This window comes from Kitasatospora sp. NPDC094019 (genome assembly GCF_044764505.1).
GTDB lineage: Bacteria > Actinomycetota > Actinomycetes > Streptomycetales > Streptomycetaceae > Kitasatospora.
In genome coordinates this window covers 155,250-167,331 of the sequence record NZ_JBIWIF010000014.1, presented here as the reverse complement: position 1 = coordinate 167,331, position 12,082 = coordinate 155,250, and the positions used below count along the sequence as shown (strand labels likewise).

Sequence of the window (12,082 nt, the reverse complement as noted above, 5' to 3'; positions counted from 1 at the left end):
ACGGGGTTCTCCTCGGGAGTGGCGGTCGGGTCGGGGGGAGGTGCGGGGGAGGTACGGGGGACGCGCGGGGGAGCTTCGGGGCTCAGGCGAGGCTCTTGGCGGAGGCGTTCTCGGCGGCGGCCCCGGCCGGGCGGGGGGCGCGTTCGAAGCCGAGCGCGACCAGGACGAGGGCGACGATGCCGCCGGTGGCGACCAGCACGGCGGTGCGCAGGCCGTCGGTGGTGGCGGAGCGGAGGGCCTCGCCGGTGAGGCCGTCGGTGCCGGCGTTGGCGACGGCCACCAGGATGCCTAGGCCCACCGCGCTGCCGACCTGCTGGCCGGTGGAGACGATGCCGGAGGCGATGCCCTGCTCGTAGGGGTGCACCCCGGTCGCGGAGGCGGAGAACATGGTGGTGAAGATGACGCCCTGGCAGAGGCTCAGCACGATCAGGCCGGGCAGCAGCGCGACGTAGCTGCCGTCCGGTGCCATGGTCAGCGCGGTCGCGGCGGTGCCGAGGGCGCCGAGCAGGTAGGAGGCGATCAGGGTGTTGCGGGCGCCGAAGCGGGTGGCGAGCCGGCCGCCCAGCATCGAGCCGAGGAAGCCGCAGACCATCGGGATCAGGAAGGCGACGCCGGTGCGCAGCGCGCTGTACTCGTGCACGGTCTGGAAGTAGACGGTCAGGAAGTACAGCAGGGTGCCGAAGCTGGCCATGAACAGGAAGGTGGTCAGCGCGCCGGTGGACAGGTTGCGGTTGCGGAACAGCCGCAGCGGCATCAGCGGGTCGGCGGTCCGGGACTCGATCGCGACGAAGGCGGCGAGCAGGCCGAGGCCGAGCACGGCGGTGGTGAGCACGGTGGGCGAGGTCCAGCCGGAGGCCGGGCCCTGGACCAGGGTGAAGACGACCAGGGTGGCGCCGGCGGTGGCGGTCAGCGCGCCGGGCAGGTCGAACGAGCGGGAGGTGTCGCGCGGTCCGTCGGCGCCGATCAGCCGGGGGGCGAGCAGCGCCGCGCCGCCGGCCAGCGGCACGTTGACGTAGAAGACGGCCTCCCAGCCGAACGCCTGGGTGAGCACTCCGCCGGCCAGCGAGCCGATGATCATGCCGCTGGCGCCGGCGGCGGCCCAGACCGAGAGCGCCCGGTTGCGTTCGCGGCCCTCGGTGAAGCTGAGGACCACCAGGGCGAGGGTGGCGGGGAACAGGAAGGCGCCGCCGAGGCCCTGGAGGGCGCGGGCCGCGATCAGCAGGCCGGGGGTGCCGGCCAGGCCGCCGAGCAGTGAGGAGCCCGCGTAGAGCAGCAGGCCGAGGACGAACATCCGGCGGCGGCCGAACAGGTCGGAGGCGCGGCCGCCGAAGAGCAGGAAGCCGCCGAAGGCGACCGCGTAGGCGCTGACCACCCACTGCAGGTTCTGGGCGGAGAAGTCGAGGCCGCTGCCGATCTCCGGGAGTGCCACGTAGACGATGTTGTAGTCGATCGAGACGATCAACTGGGCGAACGCCAGCAGGGCCAGCAGGAGGCCCGAACGGCGTGGCCCGGCGGCCTGCTCGGCACCGGCGGACGGGGACATGGGGAGCCTTTCGGGGGCGTCGGGGAGGTGGACGGGGGACGTGCGGGGGCGCCGTGGTGCGCCGGCGGCCCTTTCCGGGGCTACCGGCCGGTCGTCAGGACCACCCGGCGGCCGTTCAACTCGCCCTTCTCCAGCCGCTGGTGAGTCTCGGCGGCGGCGCTCAGCGGCCGGAGTTCCAGGGCCCGGGGCCGCAGCCGGCCGGCCGCGAGCAGCCGGTTGACGGTGACCGCCGCGCCCGCGAGCTCGGCGCCGGAGGCGTGCGAGATGACGAATCCGCGGATCGAGCCGTCCTTCATGTACAGCTGCCCGGCGGGCAGTTCGGGGCGGGAGCGGGCGCCGGCGAGCAGCACGATCCGGCCGCGCGGGGCGAGCAGGTCGACGGCGGTGGTGAGGTCGTTGGTGCCGGAGGTGTCGAGGTGGAGGTCGACGCCGCCGGGGCAGGCGGCGCGGGCCCGGTCGGGCAGGTCGGGGGCGCGGTAGTCGAGGACCTCGGTGGCGCCGAGGGCCCGGCAGTGCTCCGCGTCGGCGGGCCGCGCGGTGGCGACGACCCGGGCGCCGGCCTCGGCGGCCAGCACGATCAGGGCGCCGCCGACGTTGCCGCCGCCGCCCGCCACCAGCACGGTCTCGCCGGTGCGCAGCCCGCCGTGGGTGAACAGGGCGAGGTACGCGGTGGCGGCGGGGTGGACCACGGCGACGGCCGTCGCCGGGTCGACGCCCGGGGGCAGGTGGTAGAGCCGGTCGGCCGGGACGGCGGCCCGTTCGGCGGCCGCGCCCTGCCGGCCGTCGTGGCCGAGGCTGTTGCTCCAGACGCGGTCACCGGGGGCGAAGCCGGGGGCGCCGGGGCCGGCCAGGGCCACGGTGCCCACGAGGTCCCGGCCGATCACGAACGGGAAGGGCAAGGGGGTCCGGAAGAGCCCCGAGCGGACGAAGGTGTCGACCGGGTTGACCGATACGGCGGCCACGTCGACCAGGACATCGGTGGGCCCGGGGGCCGGCTCGGGCACCTCGCCGTAGCGGATGTCCGACGCCGGTCCGAGCCTCGGGATGAACGCTGCACGCATGGGGCCGATCCTGCGGGAGGCGCGGACGGGCGGCGGCGGATCGCGGCATCGTTCGTCAACTCCCTGGTCTCGGGCGGAAAGACGGGCGGGGACGGGGTGTCTCCCGACCTGACATAGATGCTACACCGATCGGTGCAATCTCTCATCTGCACGGAGTAGTTTACTTGGCCTCCGGGTCGGGACGGCCTGCTACTGGTCCGACCCACCGCTCGACACCCAAGGACGGAACCATGGCCACCGACCGACTCCTCGCCCAGCCGGGACCGAGACCCGCCGGCGGGAGCGGAGCGCGGACGACGCAGCCCTCCGCCAGTCGTCTGCCGTCCCTGACCGGCCTGCGCTTCCCCGCCGCCCTTGCGGTCTTCGCCTACCACGCCGCCCTGCCCATCCCGACCCTGCGGCTCTTCGCCGACGACAAGGTCGAGTTCCGTTTCGTCGACCTCGCCGACCAGGCCGGCGGCCTGGGTGTGGCCTTCTTCTTCGTGCTCAGCGGCTTCGTGCTGACCTGGTCGGCCCGCCCGGGTGACACCGCCACCGGGTTCTGGCGCCGCCGGATGGTCAAGATCGTCCCGAACTACGTGGTCGCCTGGGCGCTGGCCATGATCTTCTTCGCGGGTTCCTACACCCCGGTCCGGACGGCCGTCCTGAACCTGCTGATGCTCCAGGTCTGGATACCCGACTTCAACACCTACTTCAGCGTCGACCCGCCGAGCTGGTCGCTCGGCGCCGAGCTGGTCTTCTACCTCTCCTTCCCGCTGCTGCACCGCTTCCTGCGGACGATCCGCCCGGAGCGGCTGCTCCACTGGATCGGCGGCACGGTCGCCGCCATCGTCGCCACCCCGGCGCTGGCCTACCTGGTGCTGCCCGACACCCCGGGCGTCCCCGGCGGCTACGAGTCCTCGGTGGTGCAGTACTGGTTCTCCTACGTGCTCCCGCCGGTGCGGCTGCTGGACTTCGCGCTCGGCATCCTGGTCGCCCTCGCGGTGCGCTCCGGCCGCTGGCGCGACATCGGCATGGTGTGGTCCGGCGTGCTCCTCGTGGCGGGCTACGCCGCCACCCGCTGGGTGCCCTACCTGTACGCCCAGCGGGTCACCACCGTGGTGCCGATCGCGCTGCTGGTCGCCTCCGCCGCGATCGCCGACCGGGACGGCCGGTTCACGCCGTTCCGCAACCGGGCGATGACCTGGCTCGGCGAGATCTCCTTCGCCTTCTACCTGCTGCACTTCATCGTGCTGACCGAGATGCGCGACCTGCTCGGCACCCGGATGTACTCGACACCCGAGGGCATCGGCCTGCTGCTGCTCGCGATCGGGGTCACGGTGCTGCTCTCCTGGGTCCTGTACCGGCTGGTCGAGGCGCCGATCACGAAGCGGTTCTCCTCGCCGCGGCGCAGGCCGGCCGCCCCCGCCACCACCTCCTGAGTCCCACCCCGAGTCCCACCCCCGAGTCCCCACTTCCCGAAAGCGAGCCGTACCCATGGGCAAGATCCTCGTCACCGGGGCGACCGGCCAGGTCGGCGCCGAGGTGCTGGCGCAGCTGCTGGCGGCCGGCGCCGACGTCCGGGCCGGTGCCCGGACCCCGGAGAAGCTGGCACCGCCCGCCCCGGCCGACACCGCGGCGCTCGACCTCACCGACCCGGACACCTACGGCCCGGCGCTGGCCGGCGTCGACAAGGTGTTCCTCTACGCGGTGCCGCAGGGCACCGCCGGCTTCCTCGCCGCGGCGCGGGAGGCGGGCGTGCGGCACGTCGTCGTGCTCTCCTCGCAGACCGTGGTGGACGCCTTCCCGGTGCAGAAGCCGATCGTGGAGATGCACCGCGCGGTCGAGGACGCCGTCCTCGCGTCCGGGATCGCGTACACCTTCCTGCGGCCGCACAACTTCGCCACCAACATCCTGATGTGGGGCTGGCCGGAGTCGATCCGGGCCGAGGGGCGGATCCGCTTCCCGTACCCCGAGTCGCACAGCGACGCGATCCACGAGAAGGACATCGCCGCGGTCGCGGTGGCGGTGCTCACCGGCGAGGGCCACGAGAACCGGGCGTACTTCATCAGCGGCCCCCGGTCGATCACCCAGCGCGAGCAGCTCGCCGACCTGGCCGAGGCGCTCGGACGGCCGCTGGAGTTCGAGGAGCTGACCGACGCCGAGGCGCGCGAGGCGCTCGCCCCGATCGTCCCGATCTGGGTGATGGACGCGGTGGTCGGCTACTGGGCCAACTCCGACGGCGTCCCGACCGAGGTGTCCGACACGGTGGAGCGGCTGACCGGCCGCCCCGCCCGGACCTTCGCCGAGTGGGCCCGCGACCACGCGGCCGACTTCACCGCCTGACCCGGCACCGGCCCGGCATCGGCCCGGCACACCGGAATCCGGACCCGCCGCACCGGCGGGCGGGACTCCGGTGGCCGGGCCACCACCGTCCGCGCCGGACGGGTGGGCCGCGCACCTTAGCGGAGCGGGGCGCGCGGCCTAGCGTGAGCACGGCGCAGTCATCCGCCATTCGAGGGGGACCGATGAGCGGCCCGGCCATGACCCGAACCCTGCCGACGGACCCCCAGGCTCCGCCGGAGGAAGCGCAGTTGCTCGACGCCTCGCACGAGGTGCTGCTCAAGGAGCTGTGCGGCGTGCTGTTCGCCTCGCTGCCGCGCAGCGACCAGCGGCGCAAGGGCGCCCAGTACCTGCGCGGACTGCTGGGCGCGCGCGGACGCAAGTCGATCCGCAACATCGCCACGGTGGTCGGCGGCCCGGCCGCCGAGCAGAGCCTGCACCACTTCATCACCAGCTCCACCTGGGACTGGAGCCCGGTCCGCCAGGCGCTGGCCCAGCACCTCGCCCGGATCGCCCCGCCGCAGGCGTACGTCCTGCGGCCGATGGTCGTCCCCAAGGCCGGCGACCACTCGGTGGGGGTGGACCGCCGCTTCATCCCGGCCCTCGGCCAGGTGCTCAACGCCCAGCAGGCGGTGGGTGTCTGGGCCGCCTCGGAGAGCTTCAGCGGCCCGGTCAACTGGCGGCTGCACCTGCCGCGGACCTGGCTGGAGGACGCGCCGCGGCGCAGCCAGGCGCTGATCCCCGACGAGGTGGACGCGGAGAGCCTCGGCGACTGCGCCCTGGAGGCGGTGCTCGGGCTGCCGGCCCGCTGGGGGCTGCCGGTGCGCCCGGTGGTCGCGGACGCCAGGGACGCCGACGGGCTGCGGCTGGTGCGCCGGATGCGGGGCGAGCGGTTGCCGATGCTGGCCCGGATCAGCGGCTCGTTCCCGCTGCGGCCGGTCGCGCCGCTGCCCGGTCACCCGGCCGGACCGGGGCCCGCCTGCCAACTGCTCACCGCGGCCAGGGAACTGCGCCGGCCGGTGGTCTGGTCGGATCCCTCCGGTGAGCTGCGCGGCGGGCTGGTCGCGGCGGTCCGGGTGCGTCCGGCCGGGCCCGGGGGCGCCCGCCAGGGCCGGGGCCGGCGCGGTGGCGGGGAGTTGCTGCTGCTCGGGATGGGCGCGGCCGGCGGCCGCTGGCCGGCCGAGCTGTGGCTCACCGATCTGGTGGACCTGCCGGTGGCCGCGCTGGTGCGGCTGGCCCGGCTGTCCGACCGGGTGGACCGGGACTTCACCAGGACCGCCGACCGGGTCGGGGTGCGGGACTTCGCGGGCCGCTCGTTCGGCGGCTGGCACCGGCACATCACCCTGGCCTCGGCGGCGCACGCGGTCGCGGTGCTGGCCCGCGGTGACGACCGGCTGTACTGAGGTGGGTTCAGCAGGCGGGGCCGGCCCGGTCGGTCCGGTCCGGCCGGTCGGTCGGGCCGCCGGTCGGGTCGGTCCGGTCGCCCGGACCGCCCGACTGCTCCTCGGGGCGGCCGGGGCCGGTGCGGGTGCCCCGGTCGAGCAGGGTGCGGCGCACCCGGCTGAGCCTGAGCGCGAGCTGGATCTCGAAGGAGCGTTCGGGCTTCAGCCAGTCGGGGCCGAGCAGTTCGCCGATCCGTTCCAGCCGACGGGCCACCGTGTTGGGGTGGACGTGCAGCCGCTGGGCGGCGTGGGTCGGGCTGTTGCCGGTGTCGAACCACGCCTGGAGGGTGCGGGTCAGCTCGGTCAGCCGCTGCCGGTCGTAGTCGAGCACCGGGCCGACCGCCGACTCGATGAACCCCTCGACGTCGTGGTTGTCGGCCAGCAGGACGCCGACGAAGCCGAGTTCGCGGGCCGAGGCGGCACGGCCGACCGCGCCCAGCGAGGTCATCGCGTCCAGGCAGCGCAGCGCCTCCTGGTAGCCGTGGAAGACCGAGGTCGGGTCGCTGACCGGCCCGGCCGCGCCGACCGTCACCGGGAGGCCGAGCAGCGGGGTGAGTTCCTCGGCGACGGCGCGGGCGGCCCGGCCGGGGTCGCTGCCGGGCAGCAGCAGCACCGCCCGGCCGTTGTGGACCCGTTTGAGGCCGCTCATCCGGTGGGCGTAGAGCCCGGCCCAGGTCGCGGTCCTGCCCTGGGCCTCGCCCTCGGGGCGGGCGACCACCAGGACGTGCGCGGCGGACAGGTCGATGCCGAGCCGGCGGGCCCGGACGTCGAGCTGGCGCGGCGGGCGCTGCGGACTGCTCAGCAGTTCGTCGAGCAGTTCGTCGCCGACGTGGCGGACCGGGGCGGCCGAGCGCTGGCCCTCCAGCAGCAGGGCGACCGCGACCGCCTGGGCGACGCTCTGGCAGAACTCCGCGGCGAGGTCCGCCCCGCGGCCGGTCGGCCGGGCGAGCAGGGTGCCCAGGTCGGTGGAGCCGGCCCGGACCGGGGCCGCCCACAGCGGTCCGGCCAGCCGGACCGGGCGGCCGGCCGCGTGGGTGTCGACGACGGTGGCGAGGACGGTCGGGCCGTCGAGTTCGGGCAGTTCGCCGGTCGAGGCCAGGACGGTTCCGTCGCTGGCGTACACCCGCAGGCCGAGGCCGAGCCGGCGGCCGGCGTCGCGGACCAGGGCGTGCGGGTCGCGGCCGGAGAGCGCCAGGTCGACCAGGGCGCGGTGCGCCTCGGCGAGGTCGGTGGGGGAGTCGGCCGCGCCGGCCGTGCCGACCGGGGCCGGTCCGCCGGTCCGGGCCGGCGCCGCGGCGGGGGAGGTCCGGGCGGCGCGCTCCAGCAGCCGGGCCTTCTCGATCGCCACCCCGGCGAGGTCGCCGAGCGCGGCCATCAGCGAGATCTCGTCGGTGGTGAAGTAGCGCACCGCGCGCTCGGCGACGTAGAGGGTGCCGAACGGGCGGGCGCGGTGGCCGAGCGGGACGGCCATCACGGCGCGCAGTCCCTCGGCACGGATCGCCCCGTCGACCACCGGGCTGCGCCGGATCCGCTCGTCCGCCAGGAAGTCCGGGGTCCAGAAGGGTCCCGGGGCGGCCGGGACGCCGCCGCCCAGGCCGAAGCCGTCGGGGACGGCCAGGCCGATCCGCAGCGAGCCGCTCGGGCCGTCGGTGGTGCGGATCCGGACCGGTCCGGGCGCGCTGTCGCCGCCGGCCGGTTCGGCGGTGGTGAGGCAGGAGACGTCGGTGCCCAGCAGCAGCCGGGCCCGGCGGGTGATCACCCGCAGCAGGCTGTCCAGTTCGTAGGGCAGGGCCAGGTCGCGGGCGGTGTCGGCGAGCGCGGCCAGCCCGGCCTCGCGGCGCCGCCGCTGCTGGGACCGGGAGCGGATGGACAGGCCGAGCTGCTCGATCCGGCCGATCGCCTCCCGCTCCCGCGCGGTCTCGCAGCTCCGCCGGGCCTGCTCGACCAGCTCCGCGAGCTGGGCGGCCGGAGCCTCGCTGGCCAGCAGTTCCAGGACGTTGAACGCGATTGAGTCGGCAGACCGTCGCGTCATGACCTTCCCTCCCCCTGGGGCGTGTCGTGTGGATCGGCCCGGGTCCGCGACGCTCCCCCGACCGTCGGCCGGGAGGTACCCCCAGGGCACGCGCGCCCCGGCCCTCCGGCCGGGAGGTGCCCCCATCGCAGCGGCTCCGCCCCCAGCCCGGTGGCCGGGAGGTGCCGCTACCTCCGCCTTGCGGTGCACGCACCCCGACGCCGCGGCCCCGTCCGGGCTGGTCCACAAGACGCGTCCGGACCCCGTGAGCGGGAGGAGTGCGTGACGGCCTGCAATCCGGAAGGTATGCGGGGGCGGTTGTTCCCGTCAAGAACAGGTCCGGGCCGTCCGGGCGGGGTTGGTGATGCCCGAGTGACGGATCATCAGGATGATTCAACCGAGCGGAAGTCGGGCCGGTTCCTGATCGCCGGGGCGGGCGGACGGGCGTCCCTCGACGGCGGCGTGCAGGCGCAGCCAGTGGTCGACCAGCAGCGGGACGCTCTGCTCCTCCAGCCGCCGGGCGACCGCGCCGTAGTCGACGCCGAGCCGTCCCAGCCGGTCCAGCACCACCCGGGCCGCCTCGTACTGGCCGAGCAGGGTGTCGCCCTCCAGCCGGAGCTTGCGGACCGCCTCGTCCAGCACCGGCCGGGTCATCGCGTGCGCGGTGCCCCAGGAGACCAGCCCGGCCACGTACCGGGCCTGGGCGGCGGGACCGCCCAGCGCCGAGTCGGTCCACAGCAGCCGCTGCGGGCGGGCCCCGGAGGCGCGCAGGGTGCGCCAGCGGCCGTCGCCGAGCCGCTCCTCGTACGCCCGGTACATCAGCCGGGCCGCCGCCTGGGCGGTGAGGCCGCGCAGCGCGGCTGCGTCCGGGCCGGCGGTCGCGGCCAGCCGCCGGTCGATCTCCCGGTCCACCCGGCCGACCGGGAGCGAGGCCACCGAGGCGATCGCGGCCAGGGGGAGGCCGGCCGCCAGCGCCTGCTCCAGGCCGTCGAAGTAGGCGTCCACCACCTGCCCGTAGCGCCGCACCGAGTACAGGCCGGTGGCGTGGACGCCGAGCCCGCGGCCGACGCAGTCGCGGAGCGCGGTGAGGCCGGCGGCGGTGGCGGGGATCTTGACCAGCAGGTTGGGCCGGTCCACCGCGCGGGCCAGTTCGACGGCCTCGGCGACGGTGGCGGCGGCGTCGTGCGCGAGCCGGGGGTCGAGGTCGGCCGAGACCAGGCCGTCGTGGCCGTGGGTGGCGCGGTGGACGCCCAGGAACTCCTCGCAGACCAGCCGCAGGTCGTGCACGGTGACGGCCCAGACCGAGCCCTCCGGGGAGACGTGGTGCTCGGCCAGCCGGGTCAACTGGTCCGCGTAGGAGGGGTCGTGGCGCAGCGGGCCGGTCAGCAGGGCGGGGTTGGTGGTGGCGCCGCGCAGACCGGTGCGGTCGATCAGCCGGCCGAGCAGGCCCGAGGTGACCAGGCCGCGGTTGATCCCGTCCAGCCAGGGCGAGACGCCCTCGGCGATCAGCGGCCGCAGGTCTCCGGTTCGGGGTTCGGCGGCCGGCGGTTTCTTCACTGCGGGATCACTGCTCCTCGGCTCTGTGACGGACCGAAAACGGTGCCGTGGCCGAGGATAGGCAGCAATTCGTGCCCGGAAAAGTGACGGACCCGGTCAATGTCAGGTCGGCCCCGGGTCAATGCCGGGCCGGGCGGGGGTCAATGCCGGGCATGGTCATTGCGGGCGCCCGGAGAAGTGGCCGCCGAGTATTTGATGGAGTGCGGCCCCACCTGACGAAGTGCCGGGAACTCCGTTGGCCGGTCGGCCGACCACGGTCAACGATCAGTGGAACGCGCCCACGTCACCGAGGAGTTCGCCGCCGTGACCACCATTGCCGTCATCTATTGGTCCTCCACCGGAAATGTCGCCAGGCTGGCCGAGGCAGCGGCCGACGCCGCCGGGAAGGCGGGCGCCGAGGTCCGGCTGCGGCGCATCGCCGACCTGCCGGACGACACCTATGTGCCGGGCACCGAGGAGGCCGCGCGGGAGTTGCGGGACCGCACCGCGGACGTCCCGGTGGCCTCGCTCGACGACCTGGCCTGGGCGGACGGCATCCTGATCGGCACCCCGGTCCGGTTCGGCCTCCCGGCCGCGCCGGTGCTGCGGTTCGTCGACGCGACGGCGCCGCTGTCGATCCCCGGTGGGCTGGCCGACAAGGCGGTGTCCGCGTTCACCTCCGGCTCGGCGCCGCACGGCGGCCACGAGACGGCGATCCTCGCGCTGCACAACGCCTTCTGCCACTGGGGCTCGCTGATCCTGGCCACCGGCTCCACCGACCCGGTGCTGTTCCGCCCGCAGAACGGCAACCCGTACGGGGCCAGCGCGGTGTCCCGGAACGTGCCGGGCCAGGTGCACGAGGAGAACCTCGCCGCCGTGGAGTTCCAGGCCCGCCGGGTGGTCCGGGTGGCCGGGCTGGTCCGCGGCCTCGCCGACCAGTAGCCGCCGCGCCGGTCCGGGAGGGAGACGTCAGTGGACCACCTGCTCCTGGGACAGCTCGCCGACCGCCCCGCCGGGCAGCAGCCGGACTGGCCCGATCCATTCGAACTCGCCGCCGCCAAGAAGGAGTTGGCCGACCGTCCGGCTCTGGTGGCGGCCGCCGACGTACACCGGTTGCGGACCCTGCTCGGCCGGGTCGCGCGCGGGGAGGCGCACGTCCTCCAGGCCGGCGACTGCGCCGAGGACCCGCAGGAGTGCACCGCCGGCGACATCGGCCGCAAGGCCGCGCTGCTCGACCTGCTGGCCGGCCGGCTCAAGCTCACCACCCACCGCCCGGTGCTCCGGATCGGCCGGATCGCCGGCCAGTTCGCCAAGCCCCGCTCCAGCCCCACCGAACTCTGCGACGGCGTCGAACTCCCGGTCTACCGGGGTCACCTGGTGAACGGCCCGGAGCCCGATCCGGTCCGCCGCACCCCCGATCCGCGTCGGCTGGCGGCGGGTTACGAGGCGTCCCGCCGGGTGCTGGGCCACCTGTCCCGGCTCGCGCCCGGCGACCCGTCCGTCGCCTGCCCGCCGGTGTGGACCAGCCACGAGGCGCTGCTGCTGGACTACGAGCTGCCGCTGCTCCGCCGGGACACCCGGGGCCGGCCGCTGCTCGCCTCCACGCACTTCCCGTGGATCGGCGAGCGGACCCGGGACCCGGACGGCGCGCACGTCGCCCTGCTGGCCTCGGTGGTCAACCCGGTCGGCTGCAAGGTCGGTCCGACCACCACCCCGGCGGAACTGCTGCGGCTGTGCGCCCTGCTCGACCCCGGCCGGGAGCCCGGCCGGCTCACCCTGATCGCCCGGCTCGGCGCCGACCGCGTCGCCGAGGTCCTCCCGGGCCTGGTCAGAGCGGTGCACGGGGCCGGCCACCCGGTGGTCTGGCTCAGTGACCCGATGCACGGCAACACCGTCGCCGGGCCGGACGGGCTGAAGACCCGGCTGGTGTCCGAGCTGGTCCGGGAGGTCGAGGCGTTCCAGCGGGCGGTCCGGGCGGAGGGCGGTGTCGCGGGGGGCCTGCACCTGGAGACCACCCCCGACGACGTGACCGAGTGCGCCGACGACGCGGCCGGGCTGGCCCGGGTCGGCGACAAGTACACGAGCCTGTGCGATCCGCGGCTCAACCCGGGTCAGGCGGTCGCGGTGGTGTCCGCCTGGCGCGTCTGAGCGCCGGTCGCGGGGCCCG

General features: G+C 75.2%; 9 protein-coding genes. 5 read left to right on the top strand and 4 right to left on the bottom strand.

From position 1 onward, the window contains the following. Positions 1–82 precede the first annotated feature (82 nt). The gene (locus tag ACIQ9P_RS28150) at positions 83–1,543 is read right to left on the bottom strand and encodes an MFS transporter (RefSeq protein ID WP_402361905.1); all 1,461 of its coding nucleotides are present in this window, start codon (positions 1,541–1,543) and stop codon (positions 83–85) included. An 80-nt stretch (positions 1,544–1,623) separates the two neighbouring features. After that, on the bottom strand, positions 1,624–2,604 hold the full coding sequence (locus tag ACIQ9P_RS28145; RefSeq protein ID WP_402361902.1) for an NADPH:quinone reductase: 981 nt from the start codon (positions 2,602–2,604) through the stop codon (positions 1,624–1,626). A gap of 230 nt (positions 2,605–2,834) precedes the next feature. Between ACIQ9P_RS28145 and ACIQ9P_RS28140 the strand changes: the two genes are divergently transcribed. The 3 genes from ACIQ9P_RS28140 to ACIQ9P_RS28130 all read left to right on the top strand — a co-directional run bounded on the left by ACIQ9P_RS28140 (position 2,835) and on the right by ACIQ9P_RS28130 (position 6,329). Then, a complete protein-coding gene (locus ACIQ9P_RS28140; protein WP_402361899.1) occupies positions 2,835–4,025 on the top strand; it encodes an acyltransferase family protein in 1,191 nt (396 codons plus the stop codon). A 55-nt stretch (positions 4,026–4,080) separates the two neighbouring features. Further along, positions 4,081–4,929: an NAD(P)H-binding protein gene (locus ACIQ9P_RS28135; protein ID WP_402361896.1), complete on the top strand. Its 849-nt coding sequence runs from the start codon at positions 4,081–4,083 to the stop codon at positions 4,927–4,929. Between the two features lie 197 nt (positions 4,930–5,126). Then, positions 5,127–6,329: an IS701 family transposase gene (locus ACIQ9P_RS28130; RefSeq protein WP_402361893.1), complete on the top strand. Its 1,203-nt coding sequence runs from the start codon at positions 5,127–5,129 to the stop codon at positions 6,327–6,329. A gap of 7 nt (positions 6,330–6,336) precedes the next feature. Here the strand turns inward: ACIQ9P_RS28130 and ACIQ9P_RS28125 are convergent, their stop codons facing one another. Together ACIQ9P_RS28125 and ACIQ9P_RS28120 are read right to left on the bottom strand one after the other, a co-directional pair. After that, on the bottom strand, positions 6,337–8,400 hold the full coding sequence (locus ACIQ9P_RS28125) for a helix-turn-helix domain-containing protein (protein WP_402361890.1): 2,064 nt from the start codon (positions 8,398–8,400) through the stop codon (positions 6,337–6,339). 372 nt (positions 8,401–8,772) lie between these two features. Beyond that, positions 8,773–9,936, bottom strand: a complete 1,164-nt coding sequence (locus tag ACIQ9P_RS28120) for a transaldolase family protein (protein WP_402361887.1) — start codon at positions 9,934–9,936, stop codon at positions 8,773–8,775. Positions 9,937–10,239: 303 nt separating this feature from the next. On the opposite strand from ACIQ9P_RS28120, the gene ACIQ9P_RS28115 reads away from it, so the two are divergent. Together ACIQ9P_RS28115 and ACIQ9P_RS28110 are read left to right on the top strand one after the other, a co-directional pair. After that, the gene (locus ACIQ9P_RS28115; protein WP_402361884.1) at positions 10,240–10,857 is read left to right on the top strand and encodes a flavodoxin family protein; all 618 of its coding nucleotides are present in this window, start codon (positions 10,240–10,242) and stop codon (positions 10,855–10,857) included. A gap of 30 nt (positions 10,858–10,887) precedes the next feature. Then, positions 10,888–12,063: a 3-deoxy-7-phosphoheptulonate synthase gene (locus ACIQ9P_RS28110; RefSeq protein WP_402361881.1), complete on the top strand. Its 1,176-nt coding sequence runs from the start codon at positions 10,888–10,890 to the stop codon at positions 12,061–12,063. Positions 12,064–12,082 lie beyond the last annotated feature (19 nt).

Excerpts from the sequence above, each read along its gene's own strand:
- ACIQ9P_RS28150 (WP_402361905.1), bottom strand. The coding sequence starts at position 1,543 with ATGTCCCCGTCCGCCGGTGCCGAGCAGGCCGCCGGGCCACGCCGTTCG.
- ACIQ9P_RS28145 (WP_402361902.1), bottom strand. The coding sequence starts at position 2,604 with ATGCGTGCAGCGTTCATCCCGAGGCTCGGACCGGCGTCGGACATCCGC.
- ACIQ9P_RS28140 (WP_402361899.1), top strand. The coding sequence starts at position 2,835 with ATGGCCACCGACCGACTCCTCGCCCAGCCGGGACCGAGACCCGCCGGC.
- ACIQ9P_RS28135 (WP_402361896.1), top strand. The coding sequence starts at position 4,081 with ATGGGCAAGATCCTCGTCACCGGGGCGACCGGCCAGGTCGGCGCCGAG.
- ACIQ9P_RS28130 (WP_402361893.1), top strand. The coding sequence starts at position 5,127 with ATGACCCGAACCCTGCCGACGGACCCCCAGGCTCCGCCGGAGGAAGCG.
- ACIQ9P_RS28125 (WP_402361890.1), bottom strand. The coding sequence starts at position 8,400 with ATGACGCGACGGTCTGCCGACTCAATCGCGTTCAACGTCCTGGAACTG.